General features: G+C 72.9%; 28 protein-coding genes. 12 read left to right on the forward strand and 16 right to left on the reverse strand.

The annotated features are described in order from the left end of the window. The first annotated feature begins 79 nt into the window (after positions 1-79). From ACBI99_RS26255 to era, 4 genes are read left to right on the forward strand one after another with little or no spacing between them, the layout of a single operon-like run. On the forward strand, positions 80-712 hold the full coding sequence (locus tag ACBI99_RS26255) for a hypothetical protein (protein WP_219507514.1): 633 nt from the start codon (positions 80-82) through the stop codon (positions 710-712). Between the two features lie 10 nt (positions 713-722). Further along, positions 723-1,061 carry a cytidine deaminase gene (locus ACBI99_RS26260; protein WP_219507516.1) on the forward strand — a complete coding sequence of 113 codons (339 nt, stop codon included), beginning with the start codon at positions 723-725 and terminating at the stop codon, positions 1,059-1,061. A gap of 1 nt (position 1,062) precedes the next feature. After that, a complete protein-coding gene (locus tag ACBI99_RS26265) occupies positions 1,063-1,542 on the forward strand; it encodes an NUDIX domain-containing protein (RefSeq protein ID WP_357585142.1) in 480 nt (159 codons plus the stop codon). Between the two features lie 15 nt (positions 1,543-1,557). Beyond that, positions 1,558-2,466 carry a GTPase Era gene (era, locus tag ACBI99_RS26270; protein WP_375073724.1) on the forward strand — a complete coding sequence of 303 codons (909 nt, stop codon included), beginning with the start codon at positions 1,558-1,560 and terminating at the stop codon, positions 2,464-2,466. Here era and ACBI99_RS26275 read toward each other — a convergent pair. The 6 genes from ACBI99_RS26275 to ACBI99_RS26300 all read right to left on the reverse strand — a co-directional run bounded on the left by ACBI99_RS26275 (position 2,457) and on the right by ACBI99_RS26300 (position 7,947). Next, complete coding sequence (locus ACBI99_RS26275) at positions 2,457-2,933, reverse strand: hypothetical protein (RefSeq protein WP_219507520.1); 477 nt, start codon at positions 2,931-2,933, stop codon at positions 2,457-2,459. The two genes, era and ACBI99_RS26275, sit on opposite strands and share 10 nt — an antisense overlap. Positions 2,934-3,024: 91 nt before the next feature. Continuing rightward, entirely contained in the window at positions 3,025-3,681 is a 657-nt protein-coding gene (gene ureG / locus ACBI99_RS26280) for an urease accessory protein UreG (RefSeq protein WP_219507522.1), read from the reverse strand. 269 nt (positions 3,682-3,950) lie between these two features. Beyond that, complete coding sequence (locus tag ACBI99_RS26285) at positions 3,951-4,661, reverse strand: Mut7-C ubiquitin/RNAse domain-containing protein (protein WP_219507524.1); 711 nt, start codon at positions 4,659-4,661, stop codon at positions 3,951-3,953. Between the two features lie 18 nt (positions 4,662-4,679). After that, positions 4,680-6,671, reverse strand: coding sequence for a glycoside hydrolase family 6 protein (locus ACBI99_RS26290; protein ID WP_375073725.1), 1,992 nt, complete (start codon positions 6,669-6,671; stop codon positions 4,680-4,682). A gap of 10 nt (positions 6,672-6,681) precedes the next feature. Next, a complete protein-coding gene (locus tag ACBI99_RS26295) occupies positions 6,682-7,656 on the reverse strand; it encodes a GNAT family N-acetyltransferase (RefSeq protein ID WP_357585138.1) in 975 nt (324 codons plus the stop codon). Between the two features lie 45 nt (positions 7,657-7,701). Next, complete coding sequence (locus ACBI99_RS26300) at positions 7,702-7,947, reverse strand: DUF2630 family protein (RefSeq protein WP_375073726.1); 246 nt, start codon at positions 7,945-7,947, stop codon at positions 7,702-7,704. A 38-nt stretch (positions 7,948-7,985) separates the two neighbouring features. Between ACBI99_RS26300 and ACBI99_RS26305 the strand changes: the two genes are divergently transcribed. Continuing rightward, on the forward strand, positions 7,986-8,297 hold the full coding sequence (locus ACBI99_RS26305) for a hypothetical protein (RefSeq protein ID WP_375073727.1): 312 nt from the start codon (positions 7,986-7,988) through the stop codon (positions 8,295-8,297). 182 nt (positions 8,298-8,479) lie between these two features. Beyond that, on the forward strand, positions 8,480-10,186 hold the full coding sequence (gene leuA, locus ACBI99_RS26310; protein ID WP_375073728.1) for a 2-isopropylmalate synthase: 1,707 nt from the start codon (positions 8,480-8,482) through the stop codon (positions 10,184-10,186). Between the two features lie 46 nt (positions 10,187-10,232). On the opposite strand, the gene ACBI99_RS26315 is transcribed toward leuA, so the two are convergent. From ACBI99_RS26315 to ACBI99_RS26325, 3 genes are read right to left on the reverse strand one after another with little or no spacing between them, the layout of a single operon-like run. Then, positions 10,233-10,835 carry a hypothetical protein gene (locus ACBI99_RS26315; RefSeq protein ID WP_375073729.1) on the reverse strand — a complete coding sequence of 201 codons (603 nt, stop codon included), beginning with the start codon at positions 10,833-10,835 and terminating at the stop codon, positions 10,233-10,235. A gap of 35 nt (positions 10,836-10,870) precedes the next feature. Then, entirely contained in the window at positions 10,871-13,066 is a 2,196-nt protein-coding gene (locus tag ACBI99_RS26320) for a hypothetical protein (protein WP_375073730.1), read from the reverse strand. Beyond that, positions 13,063-13,305 carry a hypothetical protein gene (locus tag ACBI99_RS26325; RefSeq protein WP_375073731.1) on the reverse strand — a complete coding sequence of 81 codons (243 nt, stop codon included), beginning with the start codon at positions 13,303-13,305 and terminating at the stop codon, positions 13,063-13,065. The genes ACBI99_RS26320 and ACBI99_RS26325 overlap by 4 nt, the downstream gene beginning before the upstream one ends. 218 nt (positions 13,306-13,523) lie before the next feature. On the opposite strand from ACBI99_RS26325, the gene ACBI99_RS26330 reads away from it, so the two are divergent. Both ACBI99_RS26330 and ACBI99_RS26335 read left to right on the forward strand, forming a co-directional pair. After that, positions 13,524-14,369: an SDR family oxidoreductase gene (locus ACBI99_RS26330; RefSeq protein ID WP_375073732.1), complete on the forward strand. Its 846-nt coding sequence runs from the start codon at positions 13,524-13,526 to the stop codon at positions 14,367-14,369. A 137-nt stretch (positions 14,370-14,506) separates the two neighbouring features. Beyond that, the gene (locus ACBI99_RS26335; RefSeq protein WP_375073733.1) at positions 14,507-15,250 is read left to right on the forward strand and encodes a BTAD domain-containing putative transcriptional regulator; all 744 of its coding nucleotides are present in this window, start codon (positions 14,507-14,509) and stop codon (positions 15,248-15,250) included. A 50-nt stretch (positions 15,251-15,300) separates the two neighbouring features. On the opposite strand, the gene ACBI99_RS26340 is transcribed toward ACBI99_RS26335, so the two are convergent. The 6 genes from ACBI99_RS26340 to ACBI99_RS26365 are packed head-to-tail and all read right to left on the reverse strand — an operon-like array spanning position 15,301 to position 18,905. Beyond that, a complete protein-coding gene (locus ACBI99_RS26340) occupies positions 15,301-15,474 on the reverse strand; it encodes a hypothetical protein (protein ID WP_219507538.1) in 174 nt (57 codons plus the stop codon). Between the two features lie 37 nt (positions 15,475-15,511). Beyond that, entirely contained in the window at positions 15,512-15,655 is a 144-nt protein-coding gene (locus tag ACBI99_RS26345) for a hypothetical protein (protein ID WP_219507539.1), read from the reverse strand. Between the two features lie 19 nt (positions 15,656-15,674). Continuing rightward, entirely contained in the window at positions 15,675-16,091 is a 417-nt protein-coding gene (lepB, locus tag ACBI99_RS26350) for a signal peptidase I (RefSeq protein ID WP_375073734.1), read from the reverse strand. Then, the gene (locus ACBI99_RS26355; protein ID WP_375073735.1) at positions 16,088-17,902 is read right to left on the reverse strand and encodes an ABC transporter ATP-binding protein; all 1,815 of its coding nucleotides are present in this window, start codon (positions 17,900-17,902) and stop codon (positions 16,088-16,090) included. The genes lepB and ACBI99_RS26355 overlap by 4 nt, the downstream gene beginning before the upstream one ends. After that, positions 17,899-18,390, reverse strand: coding sequence for a TlpA disulfide reductase family protein (locus ACBI99_RS26360; protein ID WP_357585125.1), 492 nt, complete (start codon positions 18,388-18,390; stop codon positions 17,899-17,901). Before ACBI99_RS26360 ends, ACBI99_RS26355 begins: the two co-directional genes overlap by 4 nt. Then, a complete protein-coding gene (locus ACBI99_RS26365) occupies positions 18,390-18,905 on the reverse strand; it encodes a MauE/DoxX family redox-associated membrane protein (protein WP_375073736.1) in 516 nt (171 codons plus the stop codon). The genes ACBI99_RS26360 and ACBI99_RS26365 overlap by 1 nt, the downstream gene beginning before the upstream one ends. Before the next feature lie 132 nt (positions 18,906-19,037). On the opposite strand from ACBI99_RS26365, the gene ACBI99_RS26370 reads away from it, so the two are divergent. From ACBI99_RS26370 to ACBI99_RS26380, 3 genes are read left to right on the forward strand one after another with little or no spacing between them, the layout of a single operon-like run. Continuing rightward, on the forward strand, positions 19,038-20,411 hold the full coding sequence (locus ACBI99_RS26370) for an MFS transporter (RefSeq protein WP_375073737.1): 1,374 nt from the start codon (positions 19,038-19,040) through the stop codon (positions 20,409-20,411). Beyond that, complete coding sequence (locus tag ACBI99_RS26375) at positions 20,408-22,732, forward strand: PEP/pyruvate-binding domain-containing protein (protein WP_375073738.1); 2,325 nt, start codon at positions 20,408-20,410, stop codon at positions 22,730-22,732. Before ACBI99_RS26370 ends, ACBI99_RS26375 begins: the two co-directional genes overlap by 4 nt. 13 nt (positions 22,733-22,745) lie before the next feature. Beyond that, complete coding sequence (locus tag ACBI99_RS26380) at positions 22,746-23,351, forward strand: TetR/AcrR family transcriptional regulator (RefSeq protein WP_308125857.1); 606 nt, start codon at positions 22,746-22,748, stop codon at positions 23,349-23,351. On the opposite strand, the gene ACBI99_RS26385 is transcribed toward ACBI99_RS26380, so the two are convergent. After that, positions 23,323-24,018 (reverse strand): TetR/AcrR family transcriptional regulator, encoded by a 696-nt coding sequence (locus ACBI99_RS26385; protein WP_219507547.1) that lies wholly within the window; start codon positions 24,016-24,018, stop codon positions 23,323-23,325. The genes ACBI99_RS26380 and ACBI99_RS26385 overlap by 29 nt on opposite strands. A 110-nt stretch (positions 24,019-24,128) precedes the next feature. Here ACBI99_RS26385 and ACBI99_RS26390 point away from each other — a divergent pair, with 110 nt between their 5' ends. Further along, on the forward strand, positions 24,129-24,479 hold the full coding sequence (locus ACBI99_RS26390; RefSeq protein WP_219507548.1) for a YrdB family protein: 351 nt from the start codon (positions 24,129-24,131) through the stop codon (positions 24,477-24,479).

Consider the following 24,479-nt stretch of genomic DNA (forward strand, 5'->3'; position numbering starts at 1 on the left):
TTTGCGTTTGATCCTTTGTTGGTAGTAGCGGTGGATTGCCGTAATTGCCGACCGGGGAGGCTGCCGGTCGGAGGGAATCATGAAACGCGGACAGCGGATCATCGCCTGCGGGCTCCTTGCCGGTGCCCTGACAGGCTGCGGAGACGGCGGCCTCGTCCAAGGGGTCGACGTACAGGCCCTGGCCCAGATGCGGGAGGTTCTCAAGAAGGAGCCGCGGCTGCCCGAGGGCTTCTCGCCCCGGCCCGAGCAGGCGTGGCGGGCGCCGTTCACCCCGGCCGACCGCAACTGCCGGGCCGTGCTCGACGCGGCGGGCGGGCGGGCGCCCGCGCAGGAGCTGACCGCGCAGGCCGCGGCCAGCTATCAGGGCGACGAGCTCGGCGAGCAGGTCGGCGTCGGCCTGGCCCGCTACACCGGCGCCGCCGCCGAACAGCACCTGGCCGAACTGACCCGAGCCCTGGAGGCGTGCCGCGCGGTGCGCCAGGGCACCGGCACCCACCTGCGCACCACGCTGGTGCCGGTCGGGAAGGTGGCCGACGAGGCGGTGGGCGGCGAACTGCGCGGACGGCTGAACGGCTATCCCTACACGCTCGACGTCGTGCTCGCCCGCTCGGGCGACACGCTGGTCTCGCTGGTGCACACGAGCATGGCCGAGGTGGACCCGCAGCGCACGCGGCAACTCCTCGACGCGGTGATGCGGATGGCCAGCGCCTAATCTGGTCCTCGTGACTCTCGATCCCGAAGACAGCAAGATCATCACCCTGGCCCGGTCGTCCCGGGCGCGCAACGGCTCCGCCCAGGGCGCCGCCGTACGCGACGAGACCGGCCGCACCTACGCGGCCACCGACGTCGCGCTCACCTCGCTCACCCTGTCGGCGGTGCAGGTGGCCGTGGCGACGGCCGTCTCCAGCGGCGCGCGGTCGCTGGAGGCCGTGGCGCTGGTCACCGACGGCGACGGGCCGAGCGCCGCCGACGAGGCCGCCGCCCGCGAGCTGGGTGTCAAGACCATCCTCGTGGCCGGCCCGGACGGCACGCTGCGCGACGGCACGCCCGGCGGGGCCTGACATGCCGATGTCGCCGTTCCTGGCCGATCTGCGCGCCAAGGTCGGCTCCCAGCTCCTCATGCTGCCGTCGGTCAACGGCTGCGTGTTCGACGAGAGCGGCAGGCTGCTGGTGGCACGCCACGGCGACGTCGGCCTCTGGGCCACCCCGGGCGGCGGCGTCGACCCCGACGAGCGGCCCGAGGACGCCGTCGTGCGCGAGCTGCGCGAGGAGCTCGGCCTCGAGGTCCGCGTACGCGCCCTCATCGGCGCCCACGGCGGCCCCGACTTCCGCGTCCTCTACCCCAACGGGCACCAGGTCGCGTACGTGATCATCACGTACGCCTGCGCCATCGTCTCCGGCACGCCCACCCCCGACGGGGACGAGATCACCGACGCGCGCTGGGTCACCGAGCCGGAGCTGGCCGGGCTCAGGATGACCGCGTGGAGCCCCCACGTGCTGCCCCAGGTCTTCGCCTGGTGGCGTGACCAGGCCGGTCGATGAGCCAGAATGCACTATGTGACTTCGCCAGACAACCATCGCGCCGGATTCGCCTGCTTCGTGGGGAGGCCGAACGTCGGCAAGTCCACGCTGATGAACGCCCTGGTCGGCACGAAGGTGGCGATCACCTCGTCCAAGCCGCAGACCACCCGCCGCGCCATTCGCGGCATCGTGCACCGGCCCGAGGCCCAGATCGTCATCGTCGACACGCCCGGCCTGCACCGCCCGCGCACGCTGCTCGGTGAGCGGCTCGACAGCCTCGTGCTGTCCACGCTCACCGAGGTCGACGTGATCGGGTTCTGCGTGCCGGCCAACGAGCCGATCGGCAAGGGCGACCGGTTCATCGCCGACAAGCTCGCCGCCGTCAAGAACACGCCCGTCGTGGCCGTGGTCACCAAGTGCGACCTGGCGAGCCGCGACCAGATCGCCGCGCAGCTCCTCGCGGTGTCGGAGATCGCGGAGTTCGCGGCGGTCGTCCCGGTGTCGGCGCAGTCGGGCGAGCAGATCGACGTGCTCGGCGACGTGCTCATCGAGCACCTGCCCGAGTCGCCGCCGCTGTACGAGGACGGGCAGCTCACCGACGAGCCCGAGCAGGTGCTCGTGGGCGAGCTCATCCGGGAGGCGTCCCTCGAAGGCGTCCGCGACGAGCTGCCCCACTCCATCGCCGTCGTCGTCGACGAGATGCTGCCGCGCGAGGGGCGCGACGACCTGCTCGACATCTACGCCCACCTGTTCGTCGAGCGGCCGTCGCAGAAGGCCATCGTCATCGGACACAAGGGCGAGCGGCTGCGCGAGGTCGGCACCGCGGCTCGCAAGCAGATCGAGGCCCTGCTCGGCACCCGCGTCTATCTGGACCTGCGCATCAGCGTGCTCAAGGACTGGCAGCGCGACCCCAAGCAACTGCGCCGCCTGGGCTTCTACGACTGACGGGTGGCAGCCGGGGACCGGCGGAACAGCGCCAGGACCGCCAGCACCACCACCGCCAGCGACGCGCCCAGCGCGGCGAACCAGCCGTAGCGGATGACCGGCTCGATCGACAGGAAGCCCAGGTCGATCGAGACCCGGTCGGGCAGGCCGGCCGAGCCGGTCACGAACAGCACCAGCACCACCGCCGCGAGCGCGCCCGGCAGCGCGGCCAGCGCCGCGACGCGCGGGCGGCCGATCAGGCCGGCCAGCCCGCAGCCCGCCGCCGCCAGCCCGGCCAGCAGCGTCCACACGCCGGAGGCGTCGTCGATGCCGCGCACGTCGCGTGACAGCCCGGCGCCGACCAGGTCGCTCGTCGCCTGCGTCCCGGCCCAGGGCAGGACGACGCAGAAGATCAGCAGGCCGCCCGCGAGCATGACGGCGAAGGCGTGGAGTCTCCCGGCGGGTGACGGCGTGAGATGGTCGGCCACCCGATCACCATAAGCCGATCGTGCCGCCGCCACCACCGTCCGCGACGCGCCAACCGTGTGTCCGCGGCGTACGGCCGGGCGCGCGGCGAGGTCAGGAGTGGCGCCAGGTCTTGGCCTGGTCCTTCACCCAGGCGGAGACCTCCGCCGCGGTGGGATCCTGCCTGATCGAGGTGAACACCACCGGACCGCCGCCCCGGACCGCCGCCGCGTCGCGGGCCATCGACTCCAGGTCGGCGCCCACCAGCGGGGCCAGGTCCGTCTTGTTGACGACCAGCAGATCGGCCTGGGTGACGCCGGGGCCGCCCTTGCGCGGCACCCGGTCGCCGCCGGCCGCGTCCAGGACGAAGATCTGCCGGTCGGCCAGCTTCCGGCCGAACGTCGCCGCCAGGCTGTCGCCCCCGCTCTCCACCAGCACCAGGTCCAGCGGCCCGAACCGCTCCTCCAGCGTCTCCACCGCGTCGAGGTTGGCGGCGAGGTCGTCGCGGATCGCGGTGTGCGGCAGGCCGCCGGTCTCCACGGCCAGGATGCGCTCGGGGTCGAGGACGTCCGCGCCGCGCAGGAAGTCGGCGTCGTCGGTGGTGCGGACGTCGTTCGTGACGACGGCGAGCTGCAGGGCCGGGCCGAGCGTCCGGCACAGGGCCGCCACCAGGGCCGTCTTGCCGCTCCCCACCGGTCCGCCGATCCCCAGGCGCAGTGCGCGCCCGTGGCCGTCGGGGGTGTGGTGACGATCGCGGAGGTTGGCGCCCATGGGTGGGTTCCTTCCTGTCGGGAGGTGAAGAGCCTGACGTGGGGCCTGTGCGTACCGTTCTGCGAGGAGAGCCGAGGCGTGGGCGCTGCGTCGGAGAGGCGGTGCGCGTCCACCTCGGCATCCGGCTCCTCCCACGAGGGCGGGTGACCGGGGAGGGACAGCCATCCTCCGGGGACGGCCCTGCGGGCGGGACGTCCCTCACGTCTGGAGTTTCCCTCCGAAACGCGGCACCGTCCAGGGGCGGCGCCCCCAAGATCAGCCCGCCGAGATCAGCCCGCCGCCCACGCCCGCGCCGCGCGGACGATCTCCTCCAGGTCGCCGCTGTGCGCGCCGTGCCAGTAGACCTGGCCGCACACCCGGCACCGGCCGTAGGCGTCGTAACTGCGCCGGGTGCCGTCACGCAGCACCGGCTCCACCTCCCGCTTGGCCACCGCCTCCAGCTCCCCGTTGCAGGCCGTGCAGCGCGTCCACGGCCGCAGCGGCGGCGCGAACCGCTCCAGCAGGTCGCGGAGCTGGTCGGGCGCCCGCGTGCCGCGCACGTACGCGCCCAGCCACAGCGCGCGGCGGCGCAGCAGGCCGCGGTCCTGGGTGAGCAGCACCCGCCGCTCCGCGTTCGCCTGCGCCACCAGCGACGGGTCGTCCATGTCGTTGTGGTAGGCCGTGTCGATGCCCAGCAGGCGCAGCCGCCTGGCCAGCGTGCCCAGGTGCACGTCCAGCAGGAAGCGCGGCTCGCCCGGCAGCGGCTGCGGGCGGGGCACCCCGAGCACGTCCACGACGTCGCCGGGGCGCGGCTGGTAGGACGGCGGCACGCCCACACCGCCGACCGTCATCGGGCCCACCTCCGTCAGCGGGATGCCGGCCGACTCCACGTGGTGACCCAGCGTCGACGAGCCGTCGGGGGTGATCGGCTGTGCCTCCCGCCGGCGGCTCGCGGGCAGGAACATCAGCAACTCCGGCGCGATGCGAAGAAGCGCGTCCATGACGTCCATTCTGTACGGTCACCTCAGGGGCGGGACGGCGAGCGCGGCGCGTTCCAGGGCCAGCTCGGGCCACCATGACCCGCCGACAGGGCTCTCCTCGCCGCGCAGCGGGTCCTCCTCGCCGCCGGCGCCCCGACGGCAGCGCCCGCTGGAGGTGCCCGCCCGGTTGATCCACAGGTACGCGTCCACCAGCTCGTCGCCCGTCCGCGTCGTCGGGCGTGCGCCCGCGCCCCGGCCCGGCGGGTTGCACCAGGGCTGCGGGTCGGGCAGCTCGGCCGCCTTCCCCTCCGGCACCCACGGGCCGCGGCCGTTGCGGCTGGTGTCGATGACGAAGTGCGGCAGGTCGGCGGCGTCCACCGGGACGTCCGCCGGGCAGCCCGTGCGGCCCGTCGCCGCCAGGACGGCGACGCACGTGGACAGCTTCCTGCCGTACGAGACCAGGCCGGCCGTCGGCTGGTAGCCCTGCGCGTTGAGGAAGAAGCCGTCGGCGGCCGTCACGCCCGCGCCCACCAGGCTCTGGGCGATCTCCGCCGTGGCGGGCCAGCCGTCGTGGCCGCCGTCCAGGTAGACGGCGGTGCGGCCGCCGCGCTTGAGCTCGCGGACCGCCGTGGCCAGGTCGTGGTAGCGCCGGCTCGGGCTGCCCGGCAGGTCGCAGGCGGCCGTGCCGGGGATCTTGACCAGGCTCGCGGGCTCCAGGATCACCACCGCGTCCGCGCTGCCGAGCTGACCGGCGATCCCCTTGATCCAGCTCTGGTAGGCGGCCATGTTCTCGGCGCCGCCCGGGGCGCAGTCGCCGCCCGGCAGGTGGTCGATCACGAACACCGGCACCCCGCCGGCCCGCTCCGCCTCCTCGACGGCGGTGGCCACCGTGGCCACGGCGTCGTCGCCGGCCAGCCGGATCGCGTGGGGGACGGCGGCCAGGGCGCGCATCAGCGCGGCGTCCTCCGGGCGGTCCGCGGCGGCCAGGAACAGCGCCTCGCGTGCGGCGTCCGGCTCCGGCGGGGCGAACAGCCTCACGTCCTCGGCGGCCCGCAGCGGGTTGACGCCCACCGGGGCGGCCTCGTCGCCGGGCCGCAGGGCGACCACCGCCGTGGTGACCGCGACGGCCGCCGCCAGCGCCGCCACCCCGATCGTCAGCCGTCTTCCCGTCGCCGTCCGCCCTCCGCCCGCCGCCGGGCCGTCGCGTACCGGCTCCTGGGGGTCTTCGCCGGACGCGCCGGAGGAGAGGCGGTCGAGGAGGGCCTGGGCCGTGGGGCGGTCGGCGGGATCCCGGGACAGGGCCGCCGCCACCAGCTCGCGCAGCGGCTCGGGCAGCGGCGGCAGGACCGGAGGTTCGTGGACGATCCGGTACAGGATCGCCGGGACCGACTCGCCCGCGAACGGCGAGGCTCCCGTGGCGGCGAAGGCCATCACGCAGCCCCAGGCGAACACGTCCGACGCCGGCCCGACGGGCCCGCCCCGCACCTGCTCCGGCGACATGTACGCGGGCGTGCCCACGACGGCGCTGCTCAGGTCGGCGCCGCCGAGCTGGGCGATGCCGAAGTCGATGACCTTGGGCCCCACCTGCGAGAGCAGCACGTTCGACGGCTTGAGGTCGCGGTGCACGACGCCCGCGCCGTGGATCGCCCGCAGCGCGGTCGCCGTCGCGGCGGCCAGCCCGTCGAGCGCCGACCCCGTCAGCGGCCCGGAGCGGCGCACCGCCTCGTCCAGGCTGGGGCCCTCCACGTACTCCGTCACGATGTAGGCGGGATCGCCGGTGACGTCCGCGTCGAGGACGGGAGCCGTGCAGAAGCGGGCGACCCGGCGCGCGGCGGCCACCTCCCGGGCGAACCGCCGCCGGAAGCCCGGGTCGGCGTCCAGGCCGGGGTGGATCAGCTTGACCGCCACCCGGCCGCCCGCGGTGTCCGCGCCCAGGTAGACGGCGCCCATGCCGCCCTCACCGAGCCGGCCCAGCAGCGTGTAGGGGCCGACGTGCCGGGGATCCCCGTCTCGCAGCGCAGCCACGCTCATGATCGCCAGGTTAGACGTCGAGCCGCCAGTCGTTCCACTCGTCCAGCAGCTCGAACCCCATGGCCTCGTTGATCGCCAGCATGTGCGTGTTGGACCGGGCGTTCCAGGTGATGACGCGCTCCACGCCAGGCTCGCTCTCGCGCAGCCAGAACAGGTTCGTCAGCTTCATCAGCAGGCCCAGCCGGTGGCCGCGGTGCCCGGCCAGCACGGCGGTGTCGGCCTGGGCGGCCCAGCCACCGGGGACGTCGGGGGAGATGAAGATGCGTGAGAAGCCCGCCGGGGCGCCGTCGGAGATCCGCCGGGCCAGCACGGAGTAGACGGTCTCACCCGCCAGCCCGATGCGCTCCTCGGCGAAGCGCACGCTGTCGAGCGGGAAGCGGGACTCCTCGACGCCCTCGCCGCGCGGAGCGTCGTTCATGCCGCCCAGCAGGGTGGCGAGATCGGGCAGCAGGCCGGGCTCGGCCGGGCCGAGCCAGCGCTCCACCCGGTAACCGGCGGGCTCCGGCAGCATGCGGCGCAGCCCGTCCCAGTCGGCCGCGCGCAGGTCGAGCACCCGGCGCGCCTCGCCCAGCGAGAGCGTGAACCCTCGCGCCGAGGCGAACCGCGCCCCGTCGCTCCCCGCCTGCGTCTCGCTCAGCACGAGACGCCTGCCGCGAGCACGTACCCGCTCCACGGCGTGCGCGAGCAGGGCGGACCCGACGCCGGCCCGCTGCCGCTCCGGCCGCACCACCAGCACCGCCAGCCGGCCCAGGTGGAGGTTCTCGTACACGGGGAAGGCCAGCATGGTGCCGCCGATCACCTCGTCGCCGTCGACCGCGACGTGCGCCTCGACCTCCGCCCCGGGAAAGCCCCTGGTCACGTCCACCTCGAACCGCCTGCGGGACCACAGCGGCCCTGGCTGGCCGGCGTACGCGGCGACGAACGCGTCATGGAGCGCGGGCAGCAGCCTGCCCGGCCGCTCGGGATCGATGCGCTGGATCTGCATGCGTCCCAGCCAAACGCACCGGCGGCGGTGACGCGACCGGTTTTCCTACTGGCGGTAGTTCTCCACCTCGCCGGCCGGCCGCACGGCGGCGTCGTCGGGGTCCTCGCCCGCGCTGCGGCGGGCGCGGCGCTGGCGCAGCAGGTCCCAGCACTGGTCGAGCGCCGTCTCCAGCTCCCTGACCCGGGCGTTCTCCTCGTCGGAGGGCAGCTCGCCCGCGCGCAGCCTCTCACGCAGGCCGCGCTCCTCGTCGACCAGCTCGCTGATCCTGCTGAGAATCTCGTTGTCCCGCATGCTCAAGATCCTACGTATCGCGTGATAGAACACGCCCTATGGCTGGTATCGCGCTGGTAAGAAAGGCGCCCGGACGGCGGCCCGAGGTCGAGTCCGTCGAACGCGCCGTACGCGGCCTCGGCCTGACCACGGTCAGGATCACGCCGCCCGCCACGCTCGACGGCGGCGACGTGCTCCAGACCGGGCCCACCGTGTACGCGGGCCGCTCCGGACGGACGAACGACGCGGGCATCGCCCAGCTCAGCGCGCTGCTGCCCGAGCGCGACGTGGTGACCGTGGACATCTCCGAGTTCGAGAAGCTCGAAGGCTGCGTCACCTGCCTCAGCGTCCTCATCCCGGCACCGCGCTGAACTGCCTGCTCTCACCATGTGAGAACCGGGGCGGTCCACGGCGAGACGTCTGGTAGCGTGAACGGCATGCTGCGCGGGCTCCTTCTTAGCTGCCGCGGCGGGGGCCACTGAGGCCGGCTCCCTCGCCGCGGAGCCAGTCATGCGCGTCGGCCGCTTCGACCCGACCGACAGGAGCACCCGACATGACCGCCCAGCGACCCAGCCCGATGCCGTTCCAGCGCTACCAACCCTTCGAGCCTGTCCGGCTGACCGACCGCACCTGGCCCGACCAGGTCATCACCAAGGCCCCGCGCTGGTGCGCGGTCGACCTGCGTGACGGCAACCAGGCGCTGATCGACCCGATGGACTCCCACCGCAAGCTCCAGATGTTCGAGCTGCTGGTGAAGATGGGCTACAAGGAGATCGAGGTGGGCTTCCCGGCCGCCTCCCAGACCGACTACGACTTCGTCCGCCAGATCATCGACGAGGACCGCATCCCGGACGACGTCGTCATCCAGGTGCTGACGCAGGCCAGGCCCGAGCTCATCGAGCGCACCTTCGAGGCCATCCAGGGCGCCCGGCAGGCCATCGTCCACCTGTACAACTCCACCTCGACGCTGCAGCGCCGCGTCGTGTTCGGCCAGGACAAGGACGGCATCACCGCCATCGCGGTCGAAGGCGCCAAACTGGTCAAGAAGCTGGCCGACGCCACCGACGTCGACGTCTACTTCCAGTACTCGCCCGAGTCGTTCACCGGCACCGAGCTCGAATACGCCGTCGAGGTGTGCGACGCCGTCAACGAGGTGTGGCAGCCCACCCCCGACCGCAAGGTCATCGTCAACCTGCCCGCCACCGTCGAGATGGCCACCCCCAACGTCTACGCCGACCAGATCGAGTGGATGCACCGCCACCTCAAGCACCGCGACTCCATCATCCTGTCGCTGCATCCGCACAACGATCGAGGCAGCGCCGTGGCCGCCGCCGAGCTCGGCTACATGGCCGGCGCCGACCGCATCGAAGGCTGCCTGTTCGGCAACGGCGAGCGCACCGGCAACGTCTGCCTGGTCACCCTCGGCATGAACCTGTTCTCCCAGGGCATCGACCCCGAGATCGACTTCAGTGACATCGACGAGATCCGCCGCGTCACCGAATACTGCAACCAGCTCCCCGTCCACCCGCGCCACCCGTGGGGCGGCGAGCTCGTCTACACCGCCTTCTCCGGCTCCCACCAGGACGCCATCAAGAAGGGCTTCGAACACCTCGAAGCCGACGCCGCCGCGGCCGGCATCCCGGTCGACTCCTACACCTGGGCCGTCCCGTACCTGCCGATCGACCCCAAGGACATCGGCCGCACCTACGAAGCCGTCATCCGGGTCAACAGCCAGTCCGGCAAGGGCGGCGTCGCCTACATCATGAAGGCCGACCACCAGCTCGACCTGCCGCGCCGGCTGCAGATCGAGTTCTCCAAGGTCGTCCAGTCCCGCACCGACGCCGAAGGCGGCGAAATCAGCCCCGCCGCCATGTACGGCATCTTCCAGGACGAATACCTGCCCACGCCGCACAACCGCTGGGGCCGCCTCGGCCTCATGGCCCACCGCCACGAATCCACCGTCGACGACCAGGACCGCATCAGCGCCGACGTCCGCATCGACGGCGAGATCCGCGAGGTCGCCGGCACCGGCAACGGGCCCATCTCCGCGTTCATCGACGCCATCGCCAAGGTCGGCATCCAGGCCCGCGTCCTCGACTACGTCGAACACGCCATGAGCGCCGGCACCGACGCCAAGGCCGCCTCCTACCTGGAGTGCGAGGTCAACGGCCAGGTGCTGTGGGGCGTCGGCATCGACGCCAACACCACCACCGCCTCCCTGAAGGCCATCATCTCAGCCGTCAACCGGGCTTACCGGTGAGCTGCTGAGTAGCGGTGGCCGTGGCTTGAGGGCTGTGCGACTGCGCTCACTGGGTCCCTTGGGTCCCTTGGGTTCCTTGGGTTCCTTGGGTTCCTTGGGTTCCTTGGGGGGTGCAGTCGTACAGCTCGCCGTAGCGGGACTGGGCTATGCGCATGAGGGCGATAAGATCCTGGATCGCATCCCTGCCCTTGGCCACTTTGGCCAGGTAGATGTCAAGCATGCGATCTTTGCCCCCACAGCGAAACTTCGCACTTACCCGGTAGGGCTGCTCCTCCAGCAGGCCATCCGGCAGGTAGGCGGCGACGCCATCGCCAAGGTCGGGGGGGAGTGGGATACCTCCATGCTGCATATAAACGCTGCGCCTGCCACTTAGTAGAAAATCGAGATGCTGCAACGGCATCTCAGGCCCTTCCTGCCTCCACCACACCTCCAGTGGAGGTGTGGGATCTCCTGGGATCCGGCAGTCGCCGTTCTCCTCGGTGCCTTTGGTTTTCCCGGCGGAGAATTTAAGCGTGCCGGTAACGATGTGAAATCCTTGCTCAGGGATGTAGCTGCATATGTAGGGCGCGGAGTTCAAGACCGGCGGCAGTGCTGGCTCCTGCCGAGAGGTGGGCTCCTTCGCCGAGGTGCACGCTGTGATGCAGAGCATAAGCGCAAATGGTGCAACGGAGAGTCGGAAGCATTTCATTTGCCGTCCCCGGTGGATGGAGTCTCCAGGCCAAGATAATCGTCGACCTCGCTAGTGCGACGGAAGGCGGTCCTAAAGCTGTTGAGAAGATCGCTGCTGCCGCCCGTTTCTCGAGTCCATTCGAGAAATTCGCTATATTCTCTTGGTGTCATTTCATTGAACGGCTTTATGGTTTGGAAGTTTTCGGTCCTGAATGACTGATTGCTTGTTTCCAATGCATCGAGAATGCCCTTGTTTAGCAATGCCGTGGCCAGCATCTGATCCGTCAGTCTCTCCACGGCCCGTCGATCATCCGTTAGCGTGCGATAGGTCTCGTCCAAGCCGCTTCTATGTTCCGACATGCGTTGCGCGACCTGCCTGGCGATTTGGTCGTAACCTGCTCCAGCGAGCTCGTTGTACCCATTGCTGAGCATGTCCCCAAACGCTCCAATAGCCAGTTCGCTCACACGGCGTGCTCCTGGGACCGGCAGGAGCCCGATCGCGTTGCCGACCATGGTCTTCAGCGCTTCGTCTGCCTTCTTGTCATCCAACCCCTGGGCGATCAGTATCTGGCGTCGTGTCTCCACTATCTGGTTGAAGGGAGATGCTTCCTCGACTGTGCGGTCTGTCAGGAACTGCATGATGTCGGCCTTGTCGACTCGCCCGTCCTCGTCGAAGTCGAAGTGTTTGACATCGGCTTGCGTAAAGCCGAGTCGTTCGGCGTTGGAGGCGTCGAGGCCGACCGGAGGCACGCTGTCCAACGCTGCCCGCATGTGCTCCACCTGCGCCCCCACCAGCGCCGCGAACCCGGCGTCGTTGGAGGTGGCCAGCAGCAGCGCGTAGGACATGTCCGCGGGAGCGACCTTCTCGAATGAGGCCTGGTTCAGGTACAGCTGAGACAGTTCGTCCACGTTCGCGGCGATGGCCCGGGCCAAGGGGTACGACAGGGGCGTGTAGCGGTCGAACAGTTCTCTGTTGACGAGTTTGAGGTTGCCGTCGTCCGCTTTGCCGAAGGCGCTCCGCACCTCGTCGGACAGGATCTTGGTCAGTTCGGCGGCCAGGTGTCGTGAGGTGGGGTCCTGGCCGGTGGTGGCGGTGATCAGCAGGTCGTTGAAGGGTGCGTGGTCCTTCAGGTAGAGGGAGGCGCGCCAGCGCGTCGTCAGCAGGTAGTCCAGCGTGGACTCCTTCCAGCCGGGCGGGGTGTGGGCCAGGAGGGCGTGGGCGGCTTCGCGGCTGGACTTGGCGGCGTGGAAGAGGTCGTCCACGACCGCGGAGGATCCTCTGGCGCCGGGGACGCCGGCGTGGGTGCCGGGGCGGAGGAGGGTGCCGAGGCCGAGGGCGCCGGCGAGGTCGGGGACGGGGACCTGGGTGCTGCCGAAGAGGCGGCCGAGCGCGTCGCCGGTGGCTGCCCATTGGGCTTTGCGCTGGTCGTGTTCGTAGGCGATGGCGTCGCGGCCGACGACGGTCATGAACTCCCGGGAGAACGGGGTCCGGCCGTCGTGGGCTCGCCAGATGAGGGCCTGGGCCTGGTAGCCGGTGTAGGTGGTGTCGCCGGTCCGGTGGGTGGCGCGGCCCTGCTGGGTGAGGTCCTTGAGGAAGGTGGAGCCCAGGTACGCGGGGTCGCGCGGGTCGGTGGCCTTGGCCAGGGCGGTGGCGAGCAGGCTGAGGACGTGGGGGGCGGTGGTGGTGAGGGGGGTGGTGGCCTGGCGGTCGCGGGCGTCGCGGAGCTGGGCGGCGAGGGAGCCGGGGAGGCGGGTGACGCCTTCGGCGCCCAGGACGCCGAGGAAGGTCTTGACGAACGCGGCGTCGGCGGTGCGGGAGGCGTACGCGCGCAGTTCGGCGAGGGCGCGGGTGTCGCCGTCGGCGGCACGCCGGGCGGCGCGGGCGGCGAGGGTGCCGTCGAGCAGGGCCTGGGCGGCGTCGAGGGTGTCGGGGAGCTCGACGAAGCTGCCGGCGGGGGTGCTGGTGCCGAAGGTGACCTTCTGGCGTTGGAGTTCGTGGACGAGGCGCTGCCGTCGGCGCAGGTCGCCGGCCTGGGTGGCGACACGGGTGGCGAGGTCGCGCAGGCGGGTGGCGGGGGTGGTGTCGAGGCCGGCGGCGTGCAGCTCGCGGTGGAGGGCCTGGGCGAGCTGTTCCAGCCGGCGGGCGGCCTGGGTGTGGGCGCTGGTCATGGCGTCGAACTGGGCCGGTTTGACCCCGGTGAAGCCGCTCATGGGGTGTCCCGCAGCGCGGCGAGCTTGCGGTCGGCGCTGTGGACGGCCTCGGTGAGCATGGCCCACAGCTCGCGCTGGTCGGCGTGGAGCTGGGCGCCGAACAGGTCGCCGGTGGGGCCCACCCAGGCGTCGTCGGCCATCAGGCGGCAGGCGGGGGCGAGCGCCCACCAGTGTTCGTCCGACAGCCGCTGGATCCGCTCCGCCGTCGCGCGCATCGCCTCGCGGTCGAGGTCAGCCACGATGATCCCCTCGTATGGCTCGTGCACAGAACCAGATCAGGAGGCGGCGTTCCTCCACGTCACCCCGACGGTAATCACGATCACGACGACAAGACAAGTTGAACGTCAGCGAAAGTATGAATGCGTTCGATATTCGCCAGGAATTGCGTGGATTTGCGGTACGAAATTCGGGCGGGGGAAATCCGGCCGCCGTGATCTCGTGTGCCACGCTTGACCGCATGGGACATGACGCGAGGATCGCGGTCACCGGGGTGACCGGTTATGTGGGCGGCAGGGTGGCGCGCAGGCTGGCCGAGGAGGGGGTGGCGCTCCGGCTGGTGGCGCGCGACCCGGCCCGGGTGCCGAGGCTGCCGGGAGCGGTGGTGGAGCAGGCGTCCTACGGCGACGCGGAGGCCGTGCACCACGCGGTGGCCGGGGCCGAGGTGGTGCTGATGGTGTCGGCGACGGAGTCGGCCGACCGGCTGGCCGAGCACCGGGCGTTCGTGGACGCGGCGGCGGAGGCGGGGGTGCGGCATCTGGTCTACACGTCCTTCTGCGGGGCCGCGCCGGAGGCGGCGTTCACGCTGGCGCGCGACCACTGGGCGACGGAGGAGCACATCCGGGCGTCCGGGATGGCGTTCACGTTCCTGCGGGACAACCTGTACGCGGACTTCCTGCCCGCGATGGCCGGTGACGACGGGGTGATCCGGGGACCTGCGGGCGACGGGCGGGTGGCGGCGGTGGCGCGTGACGACGTGGCCGACGCCGCGGCGGCGGTGCTGTGCGGGCCGGGGCGGCACGAGGGGGCGACGTACGACCTGACGGGGCCGCAGGCGCTGACCCTGGCCGAGGTCGCGGCCGTGCTGACAGAGGCGGGCGACCGCGAGATCACCTACCACGCCGAGACGGTCGAGGAGGCCTACCGCTCGCGGGCCTCGTACGGGGCGCCGCCGTGGCAGGTGGACGCCTGGGTGTCCACGTACACGGCGATCGCGCGCGGCGAGCTCGACCGGGTCAGCGGCGACGTCGCCCTGCTGACCGGCCACCCGGCCACCGCCCTGGCCGACCTGATCCGCCGCCTGTAGCCCCGCGCAAGCCGGTGTGGCCCGCGCAAGCCCGTGCAGCCCCGCGCAAGCCGGGACGGCGGAGGTCCATAGCGGAATCACAGAGGATGCAAAGCGCCCGTCCGTACGCTGCGGCCCACGGGGAGCGGAGGGCAGGCATGTTCAAGGTGCTCGGTACGTTGGAGCTGGACTTTCCTGGGGAGAGCGTCGAGATCGGCGCGGCGAAGCAGCGGGCCGTCCTGGCCGTGCTGCTGTTGCGGGCGGGGCGCCCGGTCGGCGCGGACCGGCTGATCGCGGAGGTGTGGGGTGACGCGCCGCCGCCCACCGCGCGCACGAGTCTGCGCACGTACGTCTACCGGCTGCGGCGGACGCTGGCGCCGCTGTCGGGGCCGGGGCTGCGGCTGGCCACCCGGGGCCGGAGCTATGTGCTGAGCCTGCCGGAGGACGCGCTCGACGTGAGCGTGTTCCAGCGGTCGGTGGCGGCGGCCGGGGCGGCGATGGAACGCGGGGACGCTCCCGGCGCGGCCGGGACGCTGCGTTCGGCGCTGGAGATGTGGCGCGGGCCGGTGCTGCCGGAGCTGGACCTGGAGCTCGTCCGGCAGGAGCGGCACCGGCTGGAGGAGGCTCGCGGGTACGCCCGCGAGCTGTGGCTGGAGGCCGAGCTCGGCTGCGGCAGGCACCGGCAGGCCGTGCCGGCGCTGGAGAGGTTCGTGGCGGCTCATCCGTTCCGGGAGAACGTGTGGGCGATGCTGGTCCGGGCCCTGTGGATGTCCGGCCGCCGGGCCGACGCGCTGGCCGCGTACCGGAGGGTGCGCGCGCTGCTGGCGGAGGAGCTGGGCGTCGATCCGTCGGGCGAGCTGGAACGGCTCCACCAGGACATCCTCAGCGGGCGCGAGCCCTAGCGGCGGCGGCCCCGGAGCCGCGCGGGCCCCGGGGCGCCGGCCTGAGGCCGCTACTGCGGGATGCAGGTCTTGCGGTGGTAGATGCTGCCGTCGGAGCGGCGGCACTGGTAGACGTAGCAGCACATGCCGTCACGGCAGTAGGAGCTGACGAGCTTGCAGGTGTCGGCGGCCTTCGCCGAGATGGTCGGGACGAGCAGGCCGGCGACGGCGCTGATGAGCTTCATGATCGGGTTCTCCTCAGTCTTTCGAACGCGGCCGGGGCTAGCCGCAGACCTTCTCGTAGCGGGTGCCGCACCTGTAGACGTAGCAGCACATGCCGTCGGGGTAGCAGTTCTTGGAGATCAGGACGCAGTCGGCCGCGGCGCGTGCCTTGAGGGTGGGGATGAGGCGGTCGATGAGCTTCATTTCTCTTCCTTCTTTTCGATCAGGTTCGGGGGCCTTGCGGGAGTGACCTCCTCTCCGGCCGGAGCGGGCGGATCATGACGCCGAGGAGGCTCGATCCCGGGAGCGGTCCCAGGTCCCGGGAGTCGAGGCTGACCTCGGAGTTGTCGCCCAGCACCACCACGTGTCCCGCGGGCACCGCCCCGCCGCACGGCACTCCCGGCGGGGCCGGGTCTCCGGGCAGGGCGGCGACGCGCTTGACGAGGTGGCCGGGTTCGGCGGGGTGGCGCAGGACGGCGATCTGGCCGCGGCGCAGGCGGGTCAGGCGGGTCCGGCGCAGGAGCAGGCGGTCGCCCGGCAGCAGCGCGGGCGCCATGCTGATTCCGTCGACGACCACGATCCGGTACGCGTGCCGTACCCAGGCGAGGGCGACGGCGGCGGCCACGAGCACGATGATCATCGCGGCACCGCCTGGTAGCCCTCGGCCTGGAGGCGGAACAGGCAGGCGTAGGCGCCGTCGGCGGCCATGAGCGCGTCGTGGCCGCCCCGCTCGGTGACCACGCCGTCCTCCAGGACGACGATCAGGTCGGCGTCGCGGACCGTGTTGAGCCGGTGGGAGATGAGCAGGCTGGTGCGGCCCTCGCGGTGCAGGCGCATGCGGGCGTGCACGTCGGCCTCGGCCTCCGGGTCGAGGCCGGAGCTCGGCTCGTCGAGGATCATCAGGTCCCGTCCGTCGCGGAAGAAGGCCCTGGCCAGTGCGGTCCGCTGCCACTGGCCGCCGGACAGGACGACGCCGGTCGCGGAGTCCTCCCGGTCCTCCTCGCTGAGGAACATCCGGGTCAGCAGCGTGTCGTAGCCGCGCGGCAGGCCGGACAGCAGCTCGTCCACCCCGGCCCGGCGGGCGGCGGCGCGGACGCGGTCCAGGTCGCCGAGGGCGGCGGGGTCGCCGATGCCGATGTTGTCGCGGGCGGAGAAGTCGTAGGCCATGTGGTCCTGGAAGACGCCGCTGATGCGTTGCCGCAGCTCCTCCGGCCGTACGTCGCGCAGGTCGGCGCCGTCCCAGAGGATCGCGCCCCGGCTCGGGTCGTAGAACCGGCACAGCAGCTTGACCAGCGTGCTCTTGCCGGCGCCGTTGCGGCCCACGAGTGCCACGGACGCGCCGTACGGGATGAACAGGGAGACGCCGCGCAGGATCCACGGGTGCTCGTCGCTGTAGCGGAACCACACGTCGCGCAGCTCGATGCCGCGCCGCAGGGGCGGCAGGGGGAGCGGCGCGGCCGGAACGGCGAGGTCGGGGCCGGCGTGGACCACGCTCACGTAGTGGCCGAGCAGGCGCAGGCCGTGGTGGGTGCCGGCGATGCCGGACACGAGCGTGCCGAGCGCGTTCTGGACGCCGGCGACGGCGGCGACGAACATGGTCACGTCGCCCGCGCTGAGCCGGCCGGCGAGCGCGGCGTGCCCGGCCCAGAGCAGGCCGCCGCCCGCCGCCAGCGCCGACAGCAGGGCGAGCGCGCCCTCGGCCGAGAGCTCGCGCCGGTCCATCCGCCGCTTGGCCGTGTCGGAGGCGCGCAGCTCGGCCATCATCCGGTCGCGCAGGAGCGGCCCGCTGCCGAACAGCCGGATCTCCTTGGCTGCCTCGATCGTGCTGAGCAGGCTGCCGTAGAAGAACTGCCGCCGTTCGGCGGGGCCGATCTCCCACAGCATGGCCGCGCGCCGCCGCGACAGGCGGAGCTGGGCGACGAGGGCGGGGACGGCGACGGCGGTCACGATCGCGGTCATGGCGGGGCTGATGACGAGCAGCGAGCCGACGAACCCGGCCAGCACGAGCGCGGAGCGGACCAGGCCGAACGCCCCGGTGACGAGGCCGCCGGCCTGGGAGGCGCCGTCCTGGGCCAGGCGGAGCCCGTCGAGGACGCGCGGGTCCTCGAAGCGGCGCAGTCCGGCGAAGCCCGCCGTCGCGGTGAACAGGCGCTCGGTCGTGCCGGCCGCCACCTCGCGGCCGATCTGGTTGCCCAGGTAGCGGGACAGGTGGGGCAGCACGGCGAGGGCGGTCCCGGCGGCGGCCAGGCCGGCGAGGGCGGCCGTCAGCGGGCCGGAGGCCCCGGTGAGGATGTCGATCACCAGCTTGGTGAGCCAGGCCACGGCGACCGGCGTCGCGGCCTCGGCGAGCATGACCAGGACGTACGCGGCGGCCGGGCGGCGGGCGCGGCTCCAGGCGATGCGGGCCGCCTCGCGCGCCGACGCGGTCAGCCGGATCTCGTCGCCCGTCATGCGACCGGGATGGCGTCGAGGTCGCCGGCGAGCACGGTGCCGTCGCCGCCGACGAGGAAGACCGCGGGGAACGCGGCGACCTGGAAGGCGCGCTGGACGGGGCCGCCGGGGCCTTCGACGACGACGCGGGCGGCGCCGGCGAGCCGGGCGGCGTAGCCTTCCGCGTCCTCGGCGCGTACCGCGTGGACGACGGCGAGGCAGTCGTGGGGCAGCGCGCCCGCCCGCGCCACGAACCGGGGCAGCAGGTCCTCGCACGGTTCGCAGCCGGGGGTGAAGAAGCCGACGAGCGTCGGCCCGGTCAGCAGCTCGCGGGCGACGGGCCGGCCCTCGGTGTCCTGGGCGGTGAAGCCGCCGACGGGGTGCCCGACGGGGACGCCGCGGGCGGGGGCGTCGAACTGGCGCAGGCGGCGGATGAGCCCGGCGGTCAGCGCCAGGTTGAGCAGTGACAGCACGCCCAGCAGGACGACGGCGGCGACCAGGTACTGCATCAGACGCTCCTCACGTTTCCGGGAAGGACGATCAGCAACGCGGCGCCCGCCACGCCGGCGAAGGCGGCCACGGCGAGCCCGCCGGCCGTCGCGTCCGGATGCACGGCGGGCACGGCGGATACGGCGGATACGGCGGATACGGCGGCCCAGCCGAGCGCGGCGACGGCGAGCAGCAGGCCGTTGCGCACCAGGTGCGCGGGGCCCAGCGGCCCGGAGGCGGCGCCGAAGCAGCGGCACTCCACGCGCGAGCGGCGGCTCTTGACGATCACCGCGCAGAACCCGAGCAGCAGGGCCGCGGCCAGGGCGAACCCGGCGCGCGGCAGGAACATCAGCGCGGCCACCGACGCCTCGGCCACGGCCACCGCCCCCGCCGCCAGGGACGCGACGCCTCTCGGCACCAGCCGGAGCGCCGCCACGGACGCGGCGAAGGCCGCCGGATCGCGCAGCTTCGTCAGGGCCGCCACGGCGAACACGGCGCCGATCAGCACCTGGCAGGACAGGAGTGCGTAAGCCACGCCACCAAGGTGCGCGCGGCCGGTAGCGCCGCTGTAGCGGGGCTGTAGCACGGCACGTTAGTGAACGTTGCGTTTCTTATGAGTGACGCCTATGCTCAATAGAGAACGGTTCGTTCTCTAAGGGGGATCGGTGTGGCACTCGTGCTGGCGGGCCTGATGCTCGCGATGCTGCTCGGCGCGCTCGACCAGACGATCATGGCCCCCGCCCTGCCCGCCGTCGCCGGGAGCCTCGGCGGGCTGGACGAGATGCCCGCCGTCGTGACCGCCTACCTGGCCGCCGCCACCGTCGTCATGCCCGTATACGGCAAGCTGGGTGACCGGTTCGGACGCAAACCGGCGATGCAGGTGGCGATCGTGGTGTTCGTGACCGGGGCGGTGCTGTGCTCGCTGGCCGCGACGATGCCGCAGTTCATCGTCTTCCGGGCGATCCAGGGCGCCGGGGGCGGCGGGCTGATGATCGGCGCCCAGGCGATCATCGGCGAGATCGTCAGCCCCCGCGAACGAGGCCGCTACCTGGGCCTGATCGGCGCCATGTACGTCGTGGCCGCGGTCGGCGGGCCGCTGGTCGGCGGGCTCTTCATCGACACGGTCGGCTGGCGGTGGATCTTCGCGCTCCACCCGCCGCTGGGCGTGCTGGCCTTCGCCCTGCTGACGGCCGCGCTGCGGCTGCCCAGGCCGGTCTCCCGCGCGCCCATCGACTACGCCGGGGCCCTCACGCTGGCCGTGGCCGTCGTCGGGGTCGTGCTGCTGGGGCAGAGCGGCAACCCGTGGTTCCTGGCCGTGTCGGCGGCCGGGGCGGCGGCCTGGCTGGTGAGTGCGCGCCGGGCCGCCGATCCGATCCTGCCGCTGCGGCTGTTCCGGGACCGGGCGTTCGCCGTGCCGGTCGCGATCAGCCTGCTCGTCGGCTTCGCCCTGTTCGGCACGCTCACGTACCTGCCCGCCTACCTGCAGATCGCGCTGGGCACCAGCGCGACGCAGGCGGGGCTGCTGGTGACGGCGCTGATGGGCGGCGTGCTGGTCACCACCGTCGGGTCCGGCCGGCTGATCACCAGGACCGGCCGCTACAAGGGCTACCCCGTCGCCGGGACGGCGGTGGCCGCAGCCGGGCTGGCCGCGCTGCCGCTCACCGGCCACCGGGCCGCGGCGCTGGCGGGCGTGATGCTCGTCATCGGGCTCGGCGTCGGCCTGGTCATGCAGGTCATGGTCCTGGCCGCGCAGAACTCCGTGGACTACGCCGACCTCGGGACGGCCACGTCGGCGGTGACGTTCCTGCGCCAGATCGGCGCGTCGGCCGGGGTCGCGCTCGTCGGCGCGCTGATCACCGCCCAGGTGCCCGGGGCGTCCGACCCGTCGCACCTGCCCGCCGCGGCCAGGGCGGCCTTCGCCGACGCCGTCCCGCCCGTGTTCGCCGCCATGGCGCCGCTGCTCGGGCTGGCCTTCCTGCTCGCGCTGGCGCTGCCCGCGCGACCCCTACGCACCACCGCGCACGCCGAGGAGAGATCATGAGACTCGTCGCACCCCTGCGGTCCTTCGGCCGCGCCGACCTGGCGTCGGCAGGCGGCAAGGGGGCCAACCTGGGCGAGCTGACGGCGGGCGGGTTCCCCGTCCCCGACGGCTTCGTCGTCACCACCGACGCCTACGCGCTGGTCGCCTCGGGCCTGACCGCCCGGGACGACGTCGAGCGGGCCGAGGTCCCGGCCGAGCTGCGCCGGGAGATCGCGGCGGCGTACGAGGAACTGGGCGGCGGGCCGGTGGCCGTGCGGTCCAGCGCCACCGCCGAGGACCTGCCGGGCGCCGCGTTCGCCGGCCAGCAGGACACCTACCTCAACGTGGTCGGCGAGCAGGCGCTCCTCGACGCCGTACGCCGCTGCTGGGGCTCGCTGTGGACGGACCGGGCGCTCGCCTACCGCGACAGGCTCGGCATCGACCACGGCGAGGTGCGCATCGCGGTCGTCGTGCAGCGGATGGTCGAGGCGGAGGCCGCGGGCGTGATGTTCTCCGCCGACCCGGTCACCGGCGAGCGCGGCCACCTCGTGGTCGACGCGAGCGCCGGGCTGGGCGAGGCCGTCGTGTCCGGGCTCGTCACCCCCGACCACTACGTGCTCACCCCGGACGGCCGGGTGGTGGACTTCCGGCCGGGCCGCCGCGAGGTGGTCGTCCGGGGCACGGCGGGCGGCGGCGTCGTCCACGAGCGCGGCGACGGCACGCCCGGTGAGCGGCTGCCCGACGCCGCCCTGCGCGAGCTGGCCGCGCTCGGCACCCGGGTCGCCGCCCACTTCGGCCGCCCGCAGGACATGGAGTGGACCTACGCGGGCGGCCGGATCAGCCTGGTCCAGGCCCGCCCGATGACCGCGCTGCCGCCGCCGCCCGTGGGCCGGCTCAATCCGCTGCAGCGCAAGCTCCTGACGGTCCTGCTGGAGTACGTGCCCGTGCGCCCCTACCCGATCGACATGACGACCTGGGCCCCGTACGGCCCGGCCGGGCTGATGGCGCGGGTGACCGCGTACTTCGGGCTGCGCGGCGCCTTCGAGGGGTTCCTGGAGGAGCGCGACGGCGTCGTCTACCGGCTCAGGCCGCCCCGGCCGCGTCCCACCGCGCGCCTGCTCGGCACCCCGTTCCGGTTCCTGGCCAAGGCCAGGCGGTACGATCCCGCGCGCTGGACCGAGGACCCGCGCCTGCCCGCGTTCCTGCGCGCGACCCGGGAGCTGAACGAGCTCGACCTGGCCGCGCTGCCCTGGTCCGAGCTCGTCCGGGTGCCGCGCCGGGCGCTCGACGCCGTCCAGCCCATCGCCGGCGTGCGCATCGACTACCTGCCGGGGGCCGGCCGGGCGCTGGTGCGGCTGCTGCTGGCGCTCAAGCTGCGCCGCAGGGGCAGGCTGTTCGGCGACCTGATCACCGGGGCGCGCACCCGCACCTCCGACGCCAACGACGCGCTGGCCGCGCTGGCGGCGGAGGGGCCGGACGGGCCGCGGTTCGAGGAGATGTTCCGGGCGTTCCTCGCCGAGTACGGCCACCGCGAGACCGCGACCCCGCTCCTCGTCACGCCGCCGACCTGGGCCGACGCCCCGCAGACCGTGCTGGACCTGGTCAAGGTGCTGGCCGCCGGGCCGCCCGCGCCGCAGCCGCCCGGCGGCGACGCGCTCGGGCGGCTGCTGGCCTCGCTGCGGTCGCCGCGAGCGAAGGCGAAGCTGGCCCGGCTGGTGCGCGACGCCCGCGCGGGGGTCGCCTTCCGTGAGGACAGTCACTTCTACTTCACGATGCCGCTGCCGGTCCTGCGCAGGTCGCTGCTGGAGCTGGGCCGCAGGCTGTTCGAAGACCCGCAGGACGTCTTCCACCTGCGGCTGGAGGAGCTGGAGGCGATCGGCGACCCGGCCACGGCGGACCTGCGGGCGCTGCGGTCGGCGGTGACCGCCCGCGCCGCCAGGCGGGAGGAGCTGGCCGGGGTGCGGCTCATCGACCCCAGGGCGATCTACCCGGTGCGCGCGACCGGCGACGCGCTGGCCGTCGGCGCGCCCGCCGGCGCGGGCGTCGCCACCGGCCCGGTCAAGGTCATCCGCGACCCGTCGGAGTTCGGCAAGCTCGACGGCGGCGACGTGCTGGTCTGCCCCTACACGAACCCGTCGTGGACGCCGCTGTTCCAGCGGGCCGCCGCCGTCGTGGTCGACGCGGGCGGCAGCGCCTCGCACGCCGCGATCGTGGCCAGGGAGTACGGCATCCCCGCGGTCATGGGCACCGGCGACGGCACCACGGTCCTGGCCGACGGCCGTCTGGTGACGGTCGACGGCGACGCCGGGCTCGTCACGGCGGCAGCCCCCCAGGACGCCTGACAGGATGGCTCACATGGTCACCGACCACCGCAAGCTGCCCCGGCGCCGCGGCGAGGAGCTGAGCGCCGCCATCTACCGGGCGACGCTCGACGAGCTCGCCGAGTCCGGCTACGCCCGGCTGACCATGGAACGGGTCGCCGAGCGGGCCAGGGCCAGCAAGGCGTCGCTCTACCGCCGCTGGCCGACCAGGGTCGCCCTGGTCATGGAGGCCGTCTACCACTCGCTGCCCGACGCGGCCGACGTGCCCGACACCGGCAGCCTGCGCGAGGACCTGCTGGCGACGCTGCGCCGGATGGCGGCGGCGCTGTCGGGGCCGGCCGGTGAGGCCATGCGCGGGCTGCTGAGCGAGGCGCTGCGCGACGAGTCGAGCGCCGCGGCGTTCCGGGCGGCCTCGCAGGGCACCGGCCGCAAGATCCTCGCCGAGATCGTCCGGCGGGCGGCCGAGCGCGGCGAGGTCGATCCGGCCGACGTCACGCCGCGCCGCCTGGACGCCGGTCAGGCCCTGCTGCGGCACCACTTCCTCTTCCAGGGGCCGCCCATCCCCGACCAGCTCCTGATCGACATCGTGGACGAGGTCGTCGTCCCGCTGCTCACCGCAGGCCGATCGCCCCGCCCATGACCCGCATCGCGTGGTCGAAGGCCGTGTGCCGGTCCTCGATCGTGTTCGTGAACTGGCCGAACAGCTCGAAGCTGACCCATCCGTAGAGGCCCGTCCACGCCGCCAGGCAGCGGAACACCACGTCGTCGGGCACGCCCGGCATGAGCTCGCGCACCCGTTCGGCGTCCTCGCGCAGCGGCGCCGGGGGAGCGGGCGCCAGGGCGGGCGGATCGACGGCGCCAGCCGCCTGGGCCTGCGAGACGATCCGGCCGAGCACCGCCACGTCGCGCACGCGGGCGGCGACCGTGTCCTGCGGAGCCTGGTAGCCGGGCACCGGCGAGCCGTAGAGCAGCGCGTACTCGTGGGGGTGCGCCAGCGCCCAGGTGCGCACCGCGTGGCAGGCGGCCAGCCAGCGGCCCGCGTAGTCGTCGTCCGGGCAGGCGGCGTCGGCCTGCTCGACCGCCTCGCCGAGGGCGTTGTAGCCGTCGATGATCAAGGTGGTCAGCAGGTCGTCGCGGCTGGGGAAGTAGCGGTAGACGGCCGACGACACCATGCCCATCTCGCGCGCCACCGCGCGCAGCGACAACCCGCCCGCGCCCTCGGTGGCGAGCTGTCGGCGGGCGATGTCGGCGATCTCCCTGGTGAGCTCGGCTCTGACACGTTCTCTGGCAGTACGGCTCGCTGTCATGTCCGCCACGTTAGCAGAGCACCGAGAAAAAACGAGAGCACTGCTCTTGACGACTGTCGCTCTCTTGAGAGAGCATTGCTCTCGTAAGCGAACGCCAGTCACCGGAGGTAATGATGATCGCCAAGGGCGCCAACATGGTCCTGATGTTCCTGCTGGAGCTCGGCGTGATCGCCTCCGCCGGCTACTGGGGCTTCACGCTCCACGCGCACTGGGTCGTCAAGGTGGTCGCCGGGCTCGGCGCGCCGGCGCTGTTCATCACCGCCTGGGCGCTGTTCGGCGCGGGGGGCGGCGCCAACGCCACCTTCCCGCTCACCGGCGCCGGCCGGGTCGTCCTGGAGATCCTCTGGTTCGGCGGCGGCGCCCTGGCCCTGTACGCGGCGGGCCAGGCCCGCGCGGCCGCCGTCTTCGCCGCCCTCTTCGTCGTCAACGCGGTTCTCCGCATCGTCTGGAAGCAGGTCTGA

Origin of the sequence: Nonomuraea sp. ATR24 (assembly GCF_041950485.1) — a bacterium.
Lineage (GTDB): Bacteria > Actinomycetota > Actinomycetes > Streptosporangiales > Streptosporangiaceae > Nonomuraea > Nonomuraea ceibae.

Excerpts from the sequence above, each read along its gene's own strand:
- ACBI99_RS26255 (WP_219507514.1), top strand. The coding sequence starts at position 80 with ATGAAACGCGGACAGCGGATCATCGCCTGCGGGCTCCTTGCCGGTGCC.
- ACBI99_RS26265 (WP_357585142.1), top strand. The coding sequence starts at position 1,063 with ATGCCGATGTCGCCGTTCCTGGCCGATCTGCGCGCCAAGGTCGGCTCC.
- ureG (WP_219507522.1), bottom strand. The coding sequence starts at position 3,681 with ATGGGCGCCAACCTCCGCGATCGTCACCACACCCCCGACGGCCACGGG.
- ACBI99_RS26285 (WP_219507524.1), bottom strand. The coding sequence starts at position 4,661 with ATGGACGCGCTTCTTCGCATCGCGCCGGAGTTGCTGATGTTCCTGCCC.
- ACBI99_RS26290 (WP_375073725.1), bottom strand. The coding sequence starts at position 6,671 with ATGAGCGTGGCTGCGCTGCGAGACGGGGATCCCCGGCACGTCGGCCCC.
- ACBI99_RS26295 (WP_357585138.1), bottom strand. The coding sequence starts at position 7,656 with ATGCAGATCCAGCGCATCGATCCCGAGCGGCCGGGCAGGCTGCTGCCC.
- ACBI99_RS26300 (WP_375073726.1), bottom strand. The coding sequence starts at position 7,947 with ATGCGGGACAACGAGATTCTCAGCAGGATCAGCGAGCTGGTCGACGAG.
- ACBI99_RS26305 (WP_375073727.1), top strand. The coding sequence starts at position 7,986 with ATGGCTGGTATCGCGCTGGTAAGAAAGGCGCCCGGACGGCGGCCCGAG.
- leuA (WP_375073728.1), top strand. The coding sequence starts at position 8,480 with ATGACCGCCCAGCGACCCAGCCCGATGCCGTTCCAGCGCTACCAACCC.
- ACBI99_RS26315 (WP_375073729.1), bottom strand. The coding sequence starts at position 10,835 with ATGCTCTGCATCACAGCGTGCACCTCGGCGAAGGAGCCCACCTCTCGG.
- ACBI99_RS26320 (WP_375073730.1), bottom strand. The coding sequence starts at position 13,066 with ATGAGCGGCTTCACCGGGGTCAAACCGGCCCAGTTCGACGCCATGACC.
- ACBI99_RS26330 (WP_375073732.1), top strand. The coding sequence starts at position 13,524 with ATGGGACATGACGCGAGGATCGCGGTCACCGGGGTGACCGGTTATGTG.
- ACBI99_RS26335 (WP_375073733.1), top strand. The coding sequence starts at position 14,507 with ATGTTCAAGGTGCTCGGTACGTTGGAGCTGGACTTTCCTGGGGAGAGC.
- ACBI99_RS26340 (WP_219507538.1), bottom strand. The coding sequence starts at position 15,474 with ATGAAGCTCATCAGCGCCGTCGCCGGCCTGCTCGTCCCGACCATCTCG.
- ACBI99_RS26345 (WP_219507539.1), bottom strand. The coding sequence starts at position 15,655 with ATGAAGCTCATCGACCGCCTCATCCCCACCCTCAAGGCACGCGCCGCG.
- lepB (WP_375073734.1), bottom strand. The coding sequence starts at position 16,091 with ATGATCATCGTGCTCGTGGCCGCCGCCGTCGCCCTCGCCTGGGTACGG.
- ACBI99_RS26355 (WP_375073735.1), bottom strand. The coding sequence starts at position 17,902 with ATGACGGGCGACGAGATCCGGCTGACCGCGTCGGCGCGCGAGGCGGCC.
- ACBI99_RS26360 (WP_357585125.1), bottom strand. The coding sequence starts at position 18,390 with ATGCAGTACCTGGTCGCCGCCGTCGTCCTGCTGGGCGTGCTGTCACTG.
- ACBI99_RS26375 (WP_375073738.1), top strand. The coding sequence starts at position 20,408 with ATGAGACTCGTCGCACCCCTGCGGTCCTTCGGCCGCGCCGACCTGGCG.
- ACBI99_RS26380 (WP_308125857.1), top strand. The coding sequence starts at position 22,746 with ATGGTCACCGACCACCGCAAGCTGCCCCGGCGCCGCGGCGAGGAGCTG.
- ACBI99_RS26385 (WP_219507547.1), bottom strand. The coding sequence starts at position 24,018 with ATGACAGCGAGCCGTACTGCCAGAGAACGTGTCAGAGCCGAGCTCACC.
- ACBI99_RS26390 (WP_219507548.1), top strand. The coding sequence starts at position 24,129 with ATGATGATCGCCAAGGGCGCCAACATGGTCCTGATGTTCCTGCTGGAG.